The organism is Neobacillus rhizophilus (assembly GCF_018343535.1).
In the GTDB taxonomy this organism is placed as follows: Bacteria; Bacillota; Bacilli; order Bacillales; family Cytobacillaceae; genus Neobacillus; species Neobacillus rhizophilus.
This window is the reverse complement of sequence record NZ_JAGYPF010000004.1, coordinates 175,425-194,036: the sequence shown is the minus strand read 5'-3', so window position 1 is coordinate 194,036 and position 18,612 is coordinate 175,425. Positions and strand designations below refer to the sequence as shown.

Annotated in this window: 17 protein-coding genes; 3 read left to right on the top strand and 14 right to left on the bottom strand. The window is 43.3% G+C overall.

The genetic code is table 11. The features are described 5' to 3' along the window. Nucleotides 1–121: 121 nt before the first annotated feature. The 12 genes from KHA99_RS19220 to KHA99_RS19165 form a co-directional block, all read right to left on the bottom strand. Nucleotides 122–922, bottom strand: a complete 801-nt coding sequence (locus KHA99_RS19220; RefSeq protein ID WP_213119115.1) for an enoyl-CoA hydratase/isomerase family protein — start codon at nt 920–922, stop codon at nt 122–124. Nucleotides 923–936: 14 nt separating this feature from the next. Then, nucleotides 937–1,878, bottom strand: coding sequence for a hydroxymethylglutaryl-CoA lyase (locus KHA99_RS19215; RefSeq protein WP_213119114.1), 942 nt, complete (start codon nt 1,876–1,878; stop codon nt 937–939). A 133-nt stretch (nt 1,879–2,011) separates the two neighbouring features. Further along, entirely contained in the window at nt 2,012–2,590 is a 579-nt protein-coding gene (locus tag KHA99_RS19210; protein ID WP_213119113.1) for a Fe-S-containing hydro-lyase, read from the bottom strand. 12 nt (nt 2,591–2,602) lie between these two features. Further along, complete coding sequence (locus KHA99_RS19205) at nt 2,603–3,454, bottom strand: fumarate hydratase (RefSeq protein ID WP_249366778.1); 852 nt, start codon at nt 3,452–3,454, stop codon at nt 2,603–2,605. A gap of 22 nt (nt 3,455–3,476) precedes the next feature. Then, the gene (locus KHA99_RS19200) at nt 3,477–4,994 is read right to left on the bottom strand and encodes an FAD-binding protein (RefSeq protein ID WP_213119111.1); all 1,518 of its coding nucleotides are present in this window, start codon (nt 4,992–4,994) and stop codon (nt 3,477–3,479) included. Nucleotides 4,995–5,047: 53 nt separating this feature from the next. Further along, nucleotides 5,048–6,403, bottom strand: a complete 1,356-nt coding sequence (locus KHA99_RS19195) for an MmgE/PrpD family protein (protein ID WP_213119110.1) — start codon at nt 6,401–6,403, stop codon at nt 5,048–5,050. Between the two features lie 61 nt (nt 6,404–6,464). Further along, on the bottom strand, nt 6,465–7,130 hold the full coding sequence (locus tag KHA99_RS19190; protein ID WP_213119109.1) for a GntR family transcriptional regulator: 666 nt from the start codon (nt 7,128–7,130) through the stop codon (nt 6,465–6,467). A gap of 91 nt (nt 7,131–7,221) precedes the next feature. Next, nucleotides 7,222–8,688: an SLC13 family permease gene (locus tag KHA99_RS19185; protein WP_213119108.1), complete on the bottom strand. Its 1,467-nt coding sequence runs from the start codon at nt 8,686–8,688 to the stop codon at nt 7,222–7,224. Between the two features lie 71 nt (nt 8,689–8,759). Next, nucleotides 8,760–10,112: an MmgE/PrpD family protein gene (locus KHA99_RS19180; protein WP_213119107.1), complete on the bottom strand. Its 1,353-nt coding sequence runs from the start codon at nt 10,110–10,112 to the stop codon at nt 8,760–8,762. Between the two features lie 992 nt (nt 10,113–11,104). Beyond that, on the bottom strand, nt 11,105–11,959 hold the full coding sequence (locus tag KHA99_RS19175) for an HpcH/HpaI aldolase/citrate lyase family protein (protein WP_249366777.1): 855 nt from the start codon (nt 11,957–11,959) through the stop codon (nt 11,105–11,107). Nucleotides 11,960–12,058: 99 nt separating this feature from the next. Next, the gene (locus KHA99_RS19170; RefSeq protein WP_213119105.1) at nt 12,059–13,327 is read right to left on the bottom strand and encodes a TRAP transporter large permease; all 1,269 of its coding nucleotides are present in this window, start codon (nt 13,325–13,327) and stop codon (nt 12,059–12,061) included. Then, the gene (locus tag KHA99_RS19165) at nt 13,324–13,881 is read right to left on the bottom strand and encodes a TRAP transporter small permease (RefSeq protein WP_213119104.1); all 558 of its coding nucleotides are present in this window, start codon (nt 13,879–13,881) and stop codon (nt 13,324–13,326) included. The genes KHA99_RS19170 and KHA99_RS19165 overlap by 4 nt, the downstream gene beginning before the upstream one ends. A 224-nt stretch (nt 13,882–14,105) precedes the next feature. Here KHA99_RS19165 and KHA99_RS19160 point away from each other — a divergent pair, with 224 nt between their 5' ends. Genes KHA99_RS19160 through KHA99_RS19150 form a run of 3 tightly spaced genes read left to right on the top strand, consistent with a single transcriptional unit; the run spans nt 14,106 to nt 16,643 of the window. Then, complete coding sequence (locus KHA99_RS19160; protein WP_213119103.1) at nt 14,106–14,690, top strand: amino acid synthesis family protein; 585 nt, start codon at nt 14,106–14,108, stop codon at nt 14,688–14,690. Continuing rightward, nucleotides 14,687–15,640: an NAD(P)-dependent oxidoreductase gene (locus KHA99_RS19155; RefSeq protein ID WP_213119102.1), complete on the top strand. Its 954-nt coding sequence runs from the start codon at nt 14,687–14,689 to the stop codon at nt 15,638–15,640. Before KHA99_RS19160 ends, KHA99_RS19155 begins: the two co-directional genes overlap by 4 nt. Next, nucleotides 15,585–16,643, top strand: a complete 1,059-nt coding sequence (locus KHA99_RS19150) for a DctP family TRAP transporter solute-binding subunit (protein WP_213119101.1) — start codon at nt 15,585–15,587, stop codon at nt 16,641–16,643. The genes KHA99_RS19155 and KHA99_RS19150 overlap by 56 nt, the downstream gene beginning before the upstream one ends. Nucleotides 16,644–16,948: 305 nt before the next feature. On the opposite strand, the gene KHA99_RS19145 is transcribed toward KHA99_RS19150, so the two are convergent. Beyond that, entirely contained in the window at nt 16,949–18,019 is a 1,071-nt protein-coding gene (locus tag KHA99_RS19145; protein ID WP_213119100.1) for a tartrate dehydrogenase, read from the bottom strand. Between the two features lies 1 nt (nt 18,020). Continuing rightward, on the bottom strand, nt 18,021–18,605 hold the full coding sequence (locus KHA99_RS19140; RefSeq protein ID WP_213119099.1) for a FumA C-terminus/TtdB family hydratase beta subunit: 585 nt from the start codon (nt 18,603–18,605) through the stop codon (nt 18,021–18,023). Between the last annotated feature and the right edge of the window lie 7 nt (nt 18,606–18,612).

The window sequence follows — 18,612 nt, the reverse complement described above, 5'->3', positions numbered from 1 at the left end:
TTGTATACCCGCAAGTTGGACTGGGTTATCCGCAAGTAAAGACCGTTTATCCGCAAATTAAACTCGGTTTTCCGCAAGTTACACCCATTTACCCGCAAATAACCCTTTCCTTTCCAACGAATTAACGCCCTTTCCACTCCGGAGCCCGCTTTTCATTAAAGGCATAAATGCCTTCCAACCGGTCTTCTGAGTTAGCACATCTATAGTAGGCTTCTAATTCTAAGGCAAGACCCGTGGCCAAATCTGTTTCAGTCCCTTTACTAACCGCTTTCTTTAAAGCTTTTAAGGAAAGAGGTGCATTTATAGCAATGGTTTCAGCTAGTTTAATAGTTTCCACTAAAAGGGCTTCACTCTCAAATACATGGTTAATTAGTCCCCACTGCTTACCTTCTTCTGCTGTAATCCGTTTCCCGGTATACAACATTTCCTTCGCTAACCCAATTGGTAGAATGCGAGGAAGCAATTGAGAACCGCCGATGCCAGGAATTAATCCCAGTTTCGCCTCCGGCAGTCCGAGTCCAACACCCTCTGCTGCGGTTCGAATGTCACAGCTTAGAGACATTTCAAGGCCGCCTCCCAGTGCGTAACCATTAATGGCAACAATCACTGGATACGGGAATTCGCGGATACACTCGGTTACTTTTTCAAAATAATCATGCTGTTTCTTCCAATCCTTCTGGGACATGCCATTCCGCTCTTTCAAGTCGGCCCCCACACAAAAGCTCTTAGTACCCGACCCGGTAAGCACCAAAACGCGGACCGATTCATCGTATTTAAGTTCCTCAAAAGCTTCGATTAATTCCAACGCCATTTTTGTATTCATCGCGTTCATGGATTCCGGACGGTTCAGGGTTAAAACGCCGATTCCTTGATGGCTCTCCGCCCGCTCTAGTTTGATCGTTTCATAGGTTTTAACTAGCATATATCCTCATCCCCTCAACATAAAGAACTTGTAGTTTTATTTGGTACAGGATACAAGCGTGAGCTTTTCCCTGCTTTTGCGACTTGACCTGGCAAGTCATGTTCCAGTAATTCCCCCAGCCGATGGGAAGCTTCGATTAAACCATCAAGACTGATAGAAGTGCGGACGCCCATTTCTTCTATCATATGGACCACATCCTCCGTGCAAACATTACCTGTTGCTCCAGGGGCAAATGGACAGCCGCCAATCCCGCCTAAGGATGCGTCGAAAACGGTGATTCCAGCTTCTAAACCGGCAAGGATATTGGCAAGCCCCATTCCCCTTGTGTTATGGAAGTGGCAGCCAAATTCAACATTCTTCCATTCATTCACGACTTCCTTCGTCAATTGATAGACCTGCTTCGGATTGGCCATTCCTGTTGTATCTGCTAGTGTAATTCTTTTGATGTTATGTAAGAGAAGTTGTTCAATCAGATTCATGATGCGTTGTCGCGGAACTGGACCTTCAAAGGGACAGCCAAATGAGGTAGCAACTGTAACGTTAAGGTTGATCTCGTTATCTGATGCAAATTGAGATAAATGCTTGAAGTTTTCCAATGACTGTTCGGTGGTCTGCCGAACATTCTGTTCGTTATGGGTATTACTTGCTGAAAAAACATAATTGACGGACTTTACGCCTGTTTGTTTAGCCAGCTCGAGCCCCTTCAAATTAGGAACAAGAGCGATCAGGCTCAGCTCAGGGTATGACTTTAGATGTTCGTGAAATGCTGCCGTATTGGCCATTTGCGGGACGAGTTTTGGATGGACAAACGAACCAAATTCAATCTCAGATACATTTGCCTTCTGCAATAAAGAAAAAATCTCAACCTTCTCATCCACCGTTAATACTTTTGACTCTAACTGAAGCCCATCCCGTAAGCCTACTTCGTAAATCGTGACTTGATCAGGCAATTTCATTGTATGGTTCCTCCAACAGGAAAATGATGTTTTTCTATATAAATAGGATACTGTATCCAAAATACATTTTCAATAGTTTTTCGAATATTCATAAATTTATTTCTCCTTTCTCAAAAAAACAAGGCTGCCGACCTTAACAGTCAGCGCCTTGTACATGATTTTGCTCAAAAAATTGCTGTTTCCCTATTTTGTACCAGTCATTTCCCTTACTATCAATGATGACCACGGCAGGAAAGTTTTTGATGGTTAATCTATAAATCGCTTCTGGGCCCAGGTCTTCGTAAGCGACCACTTCTACAGATTGAATGGTTCTGGCAATCAATGCTCCCGAACCGCCGATGGCAGCAAAATAAACGGCTTTATTTTTCTTCATCGATTCAATGACTTCTTCACTGCGGTAGCCTTTTCCAATCATTCCTTTTAAACCAAGATCCAATAAGACGGGAGTATATTTGTCCATCCGGCCGCTGGTGGTAGGACCGGCTGAACCTATCACAGCTCCTGGCTTGGCAGGAGTCGGACCGACATAATAAATCGTTTGTCCGGCAACATCAAAAGGTAATTCTTCCCCTTTTTGCAGAGTTTCGAACATTCTTTTATGGGCAGCATCCCTGGCTGTATAAATGGTTCCGCTTAATAATACTCGATCGCCCGCTTTTAATTTCAGCAATTCTTGTTCGGATATTGGATTGGTGATTTGAATAGCTGACACTAATGCTCCCCCCTAAATTCTGACCTCTTTATGCCTGCTGGCATGACAGTTCAAATTCACAGCGACGGGCAGCGCGGCAATATGACAAGGTTCAATCTCGATTTTCACATCAAGAGCCGTTGTATTTCCGCCCATTCCTTGCGGTCCAATACCTAGCTCATTGATTTTTCCCATTAATTCCTTTTCCAGCTCCGCGATTTCCGGCCGTTCACTGCGATGACCAATTGGCCTAAATAACGACTTCTTCGCTAAATAGGCACAACGCTCGAAATTCCCGCCGATTCCCACTCCAACCACTAACGGTGGACAGGCATTCGGACCTGCCTGGGCGACAATGCTTAAAATATAGTCCTTAATCCCGTCTAAGCCGTCTGCAGGCTTCAACATCTTTAAGGCACTCATATTTTCACTGCCGCCGCCTTTAGCCGACATATGAATGACCAGGTCCTCACCCGGTACCAATTCAATATGAATAATCGACGGGGTATTATAGCCCTTACTCTTCTCCCTAGTGATCGGATGGTCAACAATTGAGTGTCTTAAATAGCCCTCTTCATAGCCTTTCTTTACTCCTTCGTTAATCGCATCGTACAGACTGCCGCCACTAATGTGGCAATCCTGTCCGACTTCGACGATAAAAACGGATACACCTGTATCCTGACACATCGGCACGCGCTCAGACCTAGCGATATCAGCATTCAGCAGCAATTGCTCTAAAATGTCTTTCCCTGTTTCGGAGGTTTCTTTTTTCAAGGCAGCTTGAAAGGCTTGAATAACATCCTGGCCCAGCTCAAAATTGGCCTCTTGGCACATGTTGGCCACCTGATTGACAATCTCTTCATAAAAAATCGTTCGCACAGCCATCTTCCCCTTTATGTAAAAAAAGTTATGTCCTTTCACTCACAGTTTCTTGCCTGAATTCAATGGTTTTCCCTTTAATAACAAGGTTTCCTTCCCATTGTTTCTGTTCCCCTCTTACATCCTGAAGGATATGGGCCCCTCTGCTTTCTTTCCTCATCGCTCCGGCAAACGCGGCTGCCCATGCTGCACGGACTTTATCTTGGAGCTGAAGTGCCGTGACTCCTTTATCCTCATTTAATTCCGCCGCCAGTAGGTCTAATTCTTTTTCCGCCCGCTGTAAGGAATTAGTGGTTCTTTCGATGCCAACAAGGTTCCACATGATTTCTTTTAGTCGTTGAGATACCTCCAACTCTTTTCCATTAGGTAAAGTGTTTTCCCCAAAAGCAGGGATCTCGAACGCTTTTGAAACGGACACACCTTCTTGAGCCGCCATCGTGCCGGTCCGACGCCCAAACACAAGTGCTTCTGTCAGGGAACCTCCTCCAAGCCGGTTCGCCCCGTGGAGTCCGCCGGATGTTTCCCCACAGGCATATAATCCTTGTAAACTCGTTCTGCCCCATTCATCCACTTTAATCCCGCCCATGCAATAATGCTGAACAGGGTACATTTTCCACTCCCCTTGATGTCCTTTTTTAACAAGCCGGTATACATATGGACTGTCCTTCGCCAAATCCTCATCAGAAACATTAGAAAAGTCTAGGTACACATCGTTTTGTTTGAACATTTCGTAGCTTAGAATATCTCGTGTTTCCAGCTCTTTTCTTGGAAAATCCGCCATAAAGCGTTCCGCACCCTCATTTAAAAGGACGGCCCCTTTTCCAAAAATCCTGGTCATGACATCTACGTTCGCAGGATGTTGGAGCCGGTACGGATAAAACTGAACAAATTCCATACCGACCAGCTCGGCACCATGCCTCCACGCCATGCCAATCCCCTCTCCTGATACATCCTTTGGATTATCAGTAGACGCATAAAGCCCTCCGAATCCACCTGTTGCTAGAATCGTAGAAGGCGCATAAAAAGCATGTAATTCCGCTGCCTTTTCAACGACCACACCGACCACAACCTGGTCCACCTTGATTAAATCAATCAAGGTGGACTGCTCGAACAATTCTACGCCGATTTCCAGCGCATATTGTCTTAATACCTTTGTTGTGTTTTTCCCGAGGCCGTTTGCGGCATAAACCCTGCGCGGAAACGAGTGTCCGGGCGTACTGATTTTCCGCTCTCGTTCCAAGGGGATGCCGAATTTACTCTCCAGTTCGTTGACCCTGAAGGTACACTCCTCAGCTAAAATTCTCGCTAGCATTGGATTTGATAGATTTCGGCCGCCACGAATCATATCTTCGAAAAAGGTTTCGGGCGAATCCCCTGTTGAAAAAATGGCTGATTGGACACCATCTGAAATAACGGATGAACCGCCGAATCCGGCTTTCCCTTTGGTGATTATGGCAACACGTGCCCCTTCTTCCCTAGCCGCTATCGCTGCTGCAAGCGCAGCCTGGCCCCCGCCAATCACGATGACATCAACATTCATGGGCATTTTTCAAACCACTCCCAATAATTTAGTTCGATATGAAATAAGGATATCCTCCATTACTGCTTTAAATGGCTGATTTCATGTTTCCTCAGCCATTCTCTCGTGCTGGATGAATCTAATTTAAAAATCGCTTCTACCTCTTCCTCAGGATGTTCTAATTTTTCTGCAGTCATCATGATAAACTTCTGGATTAGTTCCTCTTTTGTGGCCATTTTTTCAGGGTCACCCTTTGGATAATCGGTTGCTTGTTCAAAAATTTTCCCGTTTGTAAGAGCAATTTCGACTTTGGCGCCCCATTTTTCCGGATAGGCTCCCTCATAATAGGCATCGACGACTACGTCTACTTTTTCCATAAGATTTAAAATCTCGGAATCTTGTAAGCTCTCATTCGTAAAATCCTGTAACGAAGCGGAGCCCTTTACTGCGGCCAATGCAGCGCAAAACTGACTGCTGAATTTACAGGCGTAGATACTGTCAGGGTTTGGTTTGTCGGTAATATTCAGGACTGTTTGATAGGTCTTAATCGTGATTCTATCTATCTGTTGATACGCAATGGAATGTTCATTCATGATGTCGAGGATACAATCGATGGCTGGATGGGTATGGCGGCATGATGCATGGATCTTAAAGCTGTTCTCGATTATTTTCCATTCAGTTCCAAGATTCTTCGTGATTTTCGATGGATCTGCTGATTCAGCCATCGCGTTAAAGAACCCTCTTTTTCCTTCTAAAATTTTTGTTGCTCCTGAGAAATTCTTTTTGGCAAGCAGGGCGGCGAGTGTCCCGTTGTAGGCTGCTTTAGCGGTGTGTAATTGTTTTGTGTTGGCCCCGTCTTCGATAAATTCCCACAGTCCTGCCGCTTGGCTGCCGGCATTTCCGAGGGCATGCATCGTTTGCTCCACAGCTAAGTTTAATAGCTTCGCCACAGCAGCTGCGGAGCCATATGTACCGCATGTGGCGGTATTATGCCAGAAATAATAGTGCGATGGAGACACAGCCTCGCCAATTCGGTAACACACTTCATAGCCAACTGCTACTGCGGTAATCAATTCTTTCCCGCTGAGGTCATAGGCTTCTGCTGCGGTAACTGCGGCCGGAATGACTACTGTGCCGGCATGTATAATAGAAGATTTATGAATATCGTCGAGCTCCACAATATGGCTGGAGGCGGCATTGACCAGCACTGCATTGCCTAGTGAGGATTTTCCTCCCGTGACGAGACTTGCTTGTTCATGACCGCCCCATTCTTCGACAAGTTCCTTCACCGCTTGAATAGGCGGCATGTCTTTTCCAGCGATGGCAGAGCCATACCAATCTAGGATACAGATTTTCGTAAACTCCACGACATGTTCAGGTAAATCTTCAAAACTCGTTTGGCACACATATTCAGCTAATCTTTTCGATAGTGTCATTTTACTTCCCTCACATTCTTGTATTGGATATTGGATACAATTTTATCAAAAAAAGAGAGAACTATTTTTTTTCCTCTTCTTTTAATCTTTTCACTAACATATTGCCGGTTCGCGAAATATGGTTGGAAACGAGATTCGCTGCAGTTTCCTTGTCTCTATTTAACACGGCATTTAAGATACTTCTGTGCTCAACATTTGATGTTTCCTTTTGACCTTTTAAAATATGTGGAGTTTGCTGCGGCAAACCATTCCACAAGGTACTAATGAAGGAATTGAGCCGTTCCCAGCTGCACCGCTTCATTAATAGACGATGAAATTCAATATTGTAACGGATAAAATCATCCACATCTTCGCTCGCTTCCATTTGCTCTACCAAGGACGTTAATTGTTGATGGTCTTCATCAGTTAAATACTCCACACTTTGGTAGACAGCCATTTTTTCCAATTCCGTCCGGAGAGCATATATCTCTTCGATATCGCCTACTTCAATCGACTTAACGACTGCCCCTTTATGCGGCTCAAGCTTGATCAGTCCTTCTGCTTCGAGTTTTTGCAGAGCTTCCCGGATTGGCATCCGGCTGACTCCCATCGCATCGGCAAGATCCGATTGTTTAAGGCGTTGGCCAGGTTTTAACTCTCCTTTTAAAATGGCTTCGCGAATAATATTACATACTTTTAAATGCAAGGTATCTCTGTTTTCTATCATGAGTCGATTTTTTTCAAGCATATTAAATACCTCTTATTATCCTATTTTTGATTAGGATACAGAATCCGTTTTCAAATGTCTATAGATTAAGCTTATTTCTCATAAATATTTCTTATAGAAGCCCAAGCCAGTTCCACCAAGTAACCGCAATCACAAGCACAACGACACTCATTAGACCCGTTAACCACAATCCAGGCATGAGGAACTCTTTTTGCTGAATCCGGCCTGAACTATAGACAATGATATTTGGCGTGGCTTCTACAACAAGAATATAGCCATGTAAACAAGCTATAGAGGCTGTCAAACAAATCAGCACAGGATCTGCCCCGGCTTTGGTGGATAAGCCAATAAAAATCGGGACAAGGGTGACGACCGCCGTTGAAACATTTGCCACTGCTAAATGAAGGATATGGGTAATCACCAGAATCGTGATGACGGCGACAACCGGTGAATGGAGAAAGTAGAGAATCCAATCTGAACTTAAGCTGTCTCCAATCAACTTGGCTGCTCCCGACTTATTGAAAGCGTAGCCTAGAGACAGTGTTACCCCCATCAACAGGACGGTATCAAAATTGATTTTTACTAAATTGCCCCAACTGGTGAAGCCGATTCCCGGTAAGGCCATTAACACCACCCCAATCAGTGCAGGCACACTGGGGTGCAGCCCATGCAGGGGCTCAGTAAACCATAATGCCACGATAATGAAGAGGATGGCTAAACACTTTTTCTCCTCAACATTTAACCTCCCTAATTCCTCCAGCTTATTTTCCAATTCTTGTTGTACATGAGGAAAGTGTTTCTCTTCTTCTGTTAAGGGGAAGCTTTTCAATAAAGTAAACCATAGTATTGGGATCATGATGAGCCAGATTGGGAAGGTATAGGTAAACCACTGAATATAGGTGATTTTAATCCCAACAAACTCTTTTAATAATTCAACCGTTAAAATATTCCCAATCGCAGCCGTCATCACCGCAGTACCACTGACTGTCCCGCCAAACGCCACGCCAAGAAGAATCATTTTTCTAAGATTCCCTTTTGCCTTTTCCCCGATGGTATCAAGTGACATTGTTGCAATCGGAAGCATCAGCTGCGCACGTACTGCAGCGGCTGGGATAAAAAAAGATTGGATTTGTGGAATCATTAGGATGCTTGCCAAGAGCCCCTTAGCCGTACCTCCCCATTTTGATAAGAAAATATAGGCGATTCTTTTGGTCAGTGTCGTATCATTGACCCCTTTTGCCAGCATCATCCCGCCAATGATCAGAAATACAGCGGGTGAAGCAAATCCACTATAGACGACATCCGTTGTGACTACTCCGAATACGAGCATTATTATTAATAAAATAACCGCTGTTAAGCCAATCGGAATCGGCTCAAACGTCCAGTAAAACACACTTAGTACCAAACAAGACAGCATCATTCTGGCTGATCCTGTATAGTTGGCGGGAAGGATAAAATAGACTCCCGCCATCAACGCGATTCCAAGGAGCAATAGGATAATTTTTTTTACTTCTAGGGAAGACTTTTGCTTCTGCTTCGCTACAACATTTACTTTCACCCTTGTATTTGGGAAAGCCATAATTCTCTCCTTTTTCGATAGAAATACATAATCACCTTAGGAACCTAACCGCTGTTCCCTCGGTGATTTGTTTAGTATTGATTGGCGGTCTCTTTTGGCTGGCAGAGTTGGAAGAACGAAGTCAAATCCTCGACCTCTTCAAATCGGTCGATAAGGTCAATGAGTTCATTTTTTGCCGCAGAACAGATGATTTCTCCTGTAACATCCAGGAATTTCTCTTTGATTTGTTCATCTGACATTGGAGTATCCGCGCTTCCAATCGCATGTTCAACAAAAAGGGAGATTTCCGGGCCATCTGTTAACTTAACAGTTAAATGAACCTGATCTTCTTTTATCTTCTCATCGATCACAAGCGTTATTTTGTCACGAAGATTTTTTACAGAAGGGTCGTTCACATATTCATCTGTGAATTCATAGACGCCTGCCTTCAGGTTAAAGAACCCGGCTGCAACACAATGATAGACACTAAACTTTCCTTCCAGTCCGGTTGTGATGGCCGTTTTGCCAGTTAGTTCTTTCACAAGTGGATGGGCCGTGATAACGATTGATTCCACTTCTTCTGCTTGCAGTTTATGCTCCTTTTGGATCGTAATAATGGCATCAATCGCCGGATGGGTAACGATTCCGCTAGCAAAAGGCTTGTAGCTGTTTTTCTCTACTTCCCATTTTTCGCCCCATTGTTCGGTCACGAGCTCAGCCTTATTTTCTTCGGATAACACGTTTAGGAATCCCCGCTGTGCTTCAAGCGACTGTTTGGAGGCTGTAAAACCTTGAGCCCCAACAAGTGCAGCTAATAAACCATTCATCGCCGCTTTTCCCGGGTGATAAGGCTTTGTCATCGTGCCAAACATTTCACGTAACCCAGTTGGGTCGGTTGCTGCAATCCCGAGGGCATAAATGGTTTTTTCAACATCTAACCCCATCAGCTTACAAATCGCTGCTGCCGCTCCAATTCCGCCCACACTGCCGGTAATATGCCAACCGCGCCAGTAATGAGACGGATAGACACTTAAAGCGAGCCTTGCTTCGACCTCGCATCCAATAATAAATGCTTCAAGTACATCCTTCCCGGTTTTCTTTTGCTGCTCGGCATAAGCGAGGATGGCTGGAAATACAGGTGCTGACGGATGTAAAACCGTTTCTAGTAAGGTATCGTCAAAATCAAAGATATGCGATGACATCCCATTTAATAGGCTCGCAAACAGGATATCGACTTTTTCATTTCTTCCCAGCACAGTTGCTTGCGGCTGACTGGCCGTTAATTTTGACACGTTCAGCACCATATCCATCGATTCATGGTTGGCCGCGCCGATCGCCACCCCAAGCCAGTTTAATAGACTTCTTTTGGATTCTCTGATCGCATTTTGGCTAAAATCCTCGTAAGAAGTATTGGTAATATGTAAAGCTAGTTTTTCGGTTACCATTTGGTTGACCTCCATTATTCTCGTTTTCTCTTAAAAATCGATATCGTAGAACCCCTCTTCATGACCGGTTTCTACTCTTGGACCGGTTTTCGGGTACATAGAACTCCTCTACGTGTCCGGTTTCTACTCATGAACCGCTTATTGGGAACGTAGAACTTCTTTACGTGTCCGGTTTCTACTCCTGGACCGGTTTTCGGGTACGTAGAACTTCTCTACGTGACCATTTACTACTCATGAACCGCTTTTCAGGAACGTAGAACTCGTCTACGTGTCCGGTTTCTGCACATGAACCGCTTTTCGGGTACGTAGAACTCGTCTACGTGACCATTTACTACCCCTGAACCGCTTTTCAGGAACGTAGAACTCATCTACGTGACCGGTTTCTCCTCATGAACCGCTTATTGGGAACGTAGAACTTCTTTACGTGACCGGTTTCTACTCCTGGACCGGTTTTCGGGTACGTAGAACCTCTCTACGTGACCATTTACTGCACATGAACCGGTTTTCGGGTACGTAGAACTTCTCTACGTGTCCGGTTTCTACTCATGAACCGCTTATTGGGAACGTAGAACTTCTTTACGTGACCGGTTTCTACTCCTGGACCGGTTTTCGGGTACGTAGAACTTCTCTACGTAACCATTTACTGCACATGAACCGGTTTTCGGGTACGTAGAACTTCTCTACGTGACCATTTACTACTCCTGAACCGCTTTTCAGGAACGTAGAACTCCTCTACTTGTCCGGTTTCTGCACATGAACCCCTTTTCGGGTACGTAGAACTCATCTACGTGTCCGGTTTCTGCACATGAACCCCTTTTCGGGTACGTAGAACTCATCTACGTGACCATTTTCTACTCCTGAACCGCTTTTCAGGAACGTAGAACTCATCTACGTGACCATTTTCTACTCCTGAACCGCTTTTCAGGAACGTAGAACTCCTCTACGTGACCATTTACCACTCTTGAACCCCATTTCGGGCACGTAGACCCTCTCTATGAAACTCCCGACGACTCTAATAACGCTTTCGCTTTTTTATAAACCGGATAATCCACCAGTTTATTCCCTACAGCAATCGAAGCAATCCCTTGCTGCTCAGCAGCTTCAAAGGCATTGACAATTTCTAATGCCGCTTCCATTTCCTTTTTGCTTGGCGAGAAAATTTCGTGTATTGGCTGCAATTGCTTAGGATGGATGGCCAGCTTCGCCTTGAACCCAATTTTCCTCGCCCTATGTGACTCATTAATGAGCCCTGCTTCATTTGCAAAATCAGGGTATACCGAATCTATCGGACTGCCAATCCCCGCTGCTTTCGACGCAGTTACCACCTGCGACCTGGCAAAGAGCAGTTCTATTCCCTCATCCGTTAGTTCGCAATCGACATCCAAGGAATAATCAATGGAACCAAATGCTAATCTTTTTACCAAATAATGGGCTGATGCGATTTCATAGGCAAATTGGACCCCTCTGGCCGTTTCAATTAACGGGATTACGGAAAAGGAATGAAGGTCCCTTTTCTGTCTTTCAAGATTAATTAAAGCTGTTTCACATAACGTCTTTATGCTAACCAAGCTTTCAGCCTTTGGTACCATGACACCGCTGGCTCCGGCTTCAATGGCAGCTTCTAAATCCTCTCGCCAAAAATTCGTGGTCATATCGTTGATTCTAATCAACACATCTTTCTCCGGCTGGTTATTTAGGAGAAAATGTTTCGCACGTTCTCTTGCCTCTTGTTTTTCAGAGATCGCTACGGCATCCTCAAAATCAAAAATGACACAATCGGCAACACTTGCCAGCGCTTTTTCAAACATTCTGGTGGAGGTCGCAGGAACAAATAAATAGGATCGCATTAATTCCATCAAACTCCTTATTTTGGGATATTGGATACAGAAAAAGAACAGCTTACCCTAGTAAATGAGTAAGCAGATTCTCTTATTTTGGAAATCAGGTTATTTCGCTAAAAGCAACGATACCTGTGGGAAAATCACCACGATAGCGAGCGCTAAAACCATAAGCGCAAAGAATGGCAGCACCCCTCTAACAACTTCCCCAACCTTTTCCCTCGTGATTCCACTGACTACAAATAAATTGAGCCCAACAGGTGGAGAAATCATCGCTAACTCCATGTTTATGGTCATAATAATCGCAAAATGAATGACATTAATATCAAATATTGCAAGTACAGGTAAAAGAATTGGCAGTGTTATTAAAATAATGGCGACGGCTTCTAAGAACATACCCAATATAAAGAACATAATATTGACACCAATGATAAAGAGCCATTTATTGCTTGTACTTGTTTCAATCCAGGTTGCAAATGCCTGAGGTACTTGTTCTGTTGTCAGGAACATACCAAAAATCATTGCCGATGCGATGACTAGAAAAATCATCGACGTAATATTGATAGACTCCTTCGTGACTTCTCTAAATGTTTTAAAAGGCATTTCTTTGTAGATAAAGACAGAAACAATTAATCCGTAGAAGCAAGATACAAATGCAGCCTCTGTTGGTGTTACCGCACCAGAATATATTCCACCTAAAATCAAGACTGGCAGAAAAAATCCCCAAGAAGCTTTCGCTGTCTTTCTCCATCTTTCCTGCATCGACTGTTTTGGCAATTTACCAAAGTTATGAATTCTTGCATGAATAATCGCAGAGATTAATAGGATTCCACCTAACAATAAACCAGGGATGATACCAGCTGAGAACAATTTTCCGATTGATTCTTCGGCCACCGTTCCATAAATGATTAATGGAATCGAAGGTGGAATCAAAATTCCCAGTGTCCCTGATGCGGCTACAAGCCCCATTGCATATCTTTTACCATATCCAGCTTCCACCATCGCCGGTATCATAATACTTCCGACAGCCGCTGCTGTTGCTGGGCTTGAACCAGAAATGGCTGCAAAGATCATACAAGCAAGGATGGTGATGATCGCCAACCCTCCACGGATATGCCCTACCCATGATTTTAATGCCTCAATTAAATAGTGTGAGATACCGCCTTTTGACATAATAATTCCGGCAAATACAAAGCCTGGAATGGCCATTAGGGTGGCTGAGTTTAATGAATTAAACATTTTCTGAATAACGGTGTAAAGGGTAAAATCTGCCATTGATAAAGCGATGACACTTGATAATCCTAAACTAACAGCGATCGGTACGCGTAATAAACACAGGACTGCAAAAATTATGAATAGCATTAAGACTGGATTCATGCTCCTACCCCTTTCTCACCTGATTTTCCATCACCATTTTGCATTGATTCATATAGCTGTTCAATCTCGCCGATAAGCTCGCTTTGATCACCTCTCGCCGCTCTGTAAGCCTTTACAAAAAAGTAGAATCCGAGAAGTCCCATTCCGATTGGAAGAACCAGATATGAAATCCAAATTGGAATCCCAACATCAATTGTTTTAATTCCTTGTTCTTTTGATAGCGTTATTAATTCAATGGAAGAATAAGCAAGGTAGAAGGAAAATCCACCACCAATTAGATTACTAATCGTTGCAACTATTCTTTTTAGACCTTTCGGAAGCACGTCAAATAATAATTCTACTTGGATGTGCCGGTTATCCTTCAGCGCCAGCCCAAAACCAATAAATATGGACCACGTAAGTAGAAATTCAAATATTTCCGTAATCCATGATTCTGGTGCATTGAGAACATACCTTGTAAAAACTCCGTACAAACTTACGACTACTCCTCCAATAAACAGCACTCCTGCTAAACCTTCTTCGATGTGATCAAGCCATTTAAAGAGTTTCTTCATAAAAATCAACTCCTTATTCAGTAGATTGTATCCAATATACAACTGGACCTTAATTTAAAATATACAAGATAGTTTCCAAAAAATAAACAGAAAATTTATTTTATTTTATATTTTTTGTGTATTCACAACATTTATTGTTTTTGTTATAGTGGAAATATCAGCATTTGTTGAAACAACTCGGGTGTAGATTGTATCCAAAATCCATTATAATGAGGAGGTTGAAGATGAAATTAGAAATAAGAAAAATTGTGACCATCTCGGAGGAGACCTTTATAGAAGGTTTCAAAAAAGCAGATAAGCCCGTTCGGGTCGCTGCTGCTCTAGCCGTCATTAAGAATCCTTATGCCGGCATATACGTAGAGGATCTACTTCCTCTGATCAAAGCCTGTTCTGAACAGCTCGGTGAACTTTTGCCAAAGAAGGCAATGGAAGCTTTAGGCGTTACAGGTGATGAAGTCGAAGGCTATGGAAAGGGTGCACTAGTTGGACTTGATGGAGAAATCGAACACGGTTCTGCCATTATCCATACCCTAACGTTTGGAAATCCATTTCGGTCCCAATGTGGAAATGCTGAAACGCTCCTTCCTTCCGCTGAGAAACGGGGTGCCGCCGGCAGCAGTTTGGATTTAGCGATTAAACACAAAATGGATGCAAAAATTCGCAGCCACCACATGACCTTTGAAACAAGGATTCCTGATGCACCTCGAAACGACGAAATTGTCATCGCCGCCGTCGTCACCACGAGCGGACGGGCGCACCCGCGGATTGGCTCTTTACATAAAGAGCTTGAAGGAGTTTTTCCTTCATGATTCAGAAAATAGGTTTTATCGGGCTTGGTAAAATGGGCTTGCCTATGGCAAAAAACCTAATAAATAGCGGATTTACTGTTTACGGCAGCGATGTTAACGAAGCCGCTATCAATGAATTCCAGAGCTATGGCGGGAAACCGGGCTATTTTACTGATTGGATTCACCATGTACAATGTATCATTCTTATGCTTCCTTCATCTAAGATCGTAAATCAAGTCATAGACCAAATTATTGACCATTTCACCTCAGATCAACACACTCACCAAGAACCATTAGTCATCATTGATATGAGCAGCTCCTACCCTGATGAAACGAGAAAGAATTTTAAAAAATTAACAGAAAAAAATATTGAATTTATCGACGCACCCGTCAGCGGCGGGGTCAAGAAAGCAGTCACTGCTCAGTTAACCATCATGATCGGAGGACCAGTGGAATCATTTACTAGATGTAAGCGTTTGCTAGGTTCGATGGGCAGTAACCTCTTTCATGTTGGTCCAATTGGAAGCGGTCACTTAATCAAGGCCATTAATAACTATCTTTCTGCTACTCATCTGTTAGCGAGCTGTGAGGCCGTTCAATTGCTCCATAGTTTTGATGTGAAACCAGAGAAAGCGATTCATGTATTTAATCATAGTACAGGCCGAAGCGGTTCAACAGAGTATAAATTCCCATCCTTTATCTTAACGGATAGTTTTGATTCAGGGTTTAGTCTGGAACTGTTAAGAAAAGATCTAGAAATGGCGAATGGGCTATTTTTAAATGCGGAGGCGGCAACAAATCTGCCTCAGCTCGTGTTTGACCGATTCTATGAAGCAAGTGCTGCGCTAGATAAGGATGCGGACCATACAGAAATCTATCAATTTGTATCAAGTTATTTATTAAGGGGGAAATTAAATGAAAAAGATTCAGAAACTATTAGTAGTAGCAGTAACACTTCTGTTGGTATTTAGCCTTGCAGCTTGCGGCTCTTCCTCAAAAGAAACAAGCAGCAGCTCATCCGGCGGTGAAAAAGGCAAATCTGGTGATGACATTCAAGAATTGACAATCAAAATTTCCCACGTTGTGGCAGAAAACACACCTAAACAAGCCGGTGCCATTGCGATGAAGGAATATATTGAAAAAGAATCCGGCGGGAAAATCAAGGTTCAGGTTTATCCAAACAGCCAGCTATTTGGTGATAAGGATGAATATCAGAACTTAGTAGCCAATAACGTCCAGTTCATTATCCCGGATATGTCCAAGATGGTTGGTAACGACCCTGGCTTTAACGTCCCTGCGATGCCTTTCTTGTTTAAAGACGATGCAGCTGCAGAAGCTTTCTGGGATGGCGAAAAAGGAAAAGAGATCTTTAAACGTTTAGAAAAGGACGGCGTGCTTGGTCTTGCCATGTGGCCAAACGGTGCTAAACACATGACAAATAACAAAAAAGCCATTTCAAAACCGGAAGACTTAAAAGGCTTAAAGATTCGGACTCAAGGCGGACAGTTGCTCGAAGAAATTTACGGCAAGCTTAATGCTGGTTCCGTATCCATTCCATTCAACGAGCTTTACACTGCCCTCCAGCAAGGTACGGTTGATGGAGAAGAAAACACTTTTAGTAATATTGAATCAAAGAAATTCGACGAAGTACAGAAGTATACAACTGTAATGGGTCATACTCGAGTGGACTATGCCTTATTAACCAATACGAAATTCTGGGACAGCCTGAATGAAAAAACGAAGGAAATTGTTCAAAAAGGTGTTGACCAAGGTACAAAAGTTGCACGCGAATCTGCTAAAAAGCTAAATGATGAATCCTTGAAAAAGCTAAAAGATCGCGGCCAAACCAAGATTAATGAGCTTTCACCAGCTGAAATTGAAGGATTTAAGAAAGAACTTCAGCCAATCTATGATGAATGGGCTAAGAAAATCGGCGAAGATATCATTAAGGATGCAGAAAGCAAGAATAAATAATAGTTAGTGCAAACCCCTAATCTATGAGATTTTTATAGGTTAGGGGTTTTTTAATTTGAGTTAGCACTTAGAACGCAATTCATTTGAAATGCGCAGGGCATATTTTACCGTTTGATCTCTGTTTAGACCCTATGGGGGTAAAATATGACTTCTATTTTTACCGGTCAGCCATCTCTCCAACACTTCACAGGCAAAATAAGACCTCGATTTTTACGGGTCACCTCCTTTCTAATACCTTTTGGGGAAACACAAAAAGAGGCTGCCCAAGTATTGATTTGAGCAGCCTCCCTTTCTTAACTATTAATTTAAGACACTGAACAAACCTCTTTCAACCGGCTGCAAATAGCTTCCCCAACCTCATTGGTGGAGGATGTGCCGCCAATATCCGGAGTTTTAATTCCGTCGTTGGTAACATCTTCGATAGCATCCAAAAGCTTTTGCCCCAGTTCTTGCTCGCCAAAGTGATCGAGCATCATCTTCGCTGTCCACACCTGTCCAATTGGGTTGGCAATTCCTTTACCATAAATATCTGGCGCTGATCCATGTACTGGCTCAAACATTGAAGGGTACTTTCCATTTAAATTAATATTGGCTGCAGGCGCGATCCCGATACTTCCCATGATGGCCCCGCCAATATCCGTTAAAATATCCCCGAATAAATTACTAGCGACAATCACGTCAAAAATTTGCGGTCTTGTTACGAAAAAGGCAGCCAACGCATCGATATGATAGGAAGCGGTTTGAATATCGGTATAATCTGCTTTTACCTCATTAAAGACCTCATCCCAAAACGGCATCGAATGGAAAATCCCGTTTGACTTTGTCGCGGATGTGACATGCCCTCTTCTCTGTTTCGCTAGTTCAAATGCATACCGCATCGCACGTTCTGTGCCTTTTTTTGTAAAAATGGCATTTTGGATAGCGACCTCATCTTCCCCTCGATGAATCCTTCCGCCAACCTCACTATATTCACCCTCACTATTTTCCCTGACAACAATTAAATCAAAGTCATTTGGATTAACTAAAGGTGATTTCAATCCTTTAAAAAATTTAGCTGGACGAATATTAATCGATTGCTCAAATTCTCTGCGAATCTTAATTAATAAACCCCATAAAGAAACATGATCTGCAACAACCTGAGGGTTCCCGATTGCCCCTAGAAAAATGGCATTAAAGTTCTTTAAAATATCCAAGCCGTCCTCTGGCATCATTTTTCCATGCTCCAGGTAATAATCACAGCTCCATGGAAATTCTGTATACTCAAATTTTAAGCCGCCATGAATTTCAGCCACTGTATCTAGAACTTTTGTTGCTACTGGCACTACTTCTTTCCCAATTCCATCCCCTGGAATGACAGCAATTTCTAGTTTCTTCATATTATATACCTACTCCCTTATTCGCGTTTTTATTGTAATTTTCATACTTGGCTATTTCCTGTTCATACAAATCTTGACCGTGCGCATCATAGGCAACAAGTAACGGGAAATCTTCTACCTCAAGCCGTCTGATTGCTTCTGGCCCTAAGTCCTCATAAGCTACTACCTCAACATCTGTTACCCGTCTGCTTAAAATCGTGGAGAGCCCGCCGACGGCAGCAAAGGAAATGGCGCCATATTGCTTACATGCTTCTTTGACCATTTCTCTTCTTGGCCCCTTACCAATCGTTCCTTTTACCCCATATTCATACATGGCAGGAGCATAAGGATCCATCCGATATGCTGTTGTCGGAGCCACTGGCCCAATGATTTGCCCAGGTTTTGGCGGACACGGACCGGCATAGAAAATGACTTCGCCCCTTAAATTAACTGGCAAAGACTGGCCTGATTCAAGCAGGTCTACCATTCTTTTGTGGGCTGCGTCGCGGGCCATATAGATGGTCCCTGTTAAGAGAACCTGGTCCCCTATCTGCAACATTTGGATATCTTCATCTGTCAGCGGTGTTTTTAACCGGTATTCTGCCATTAAAATC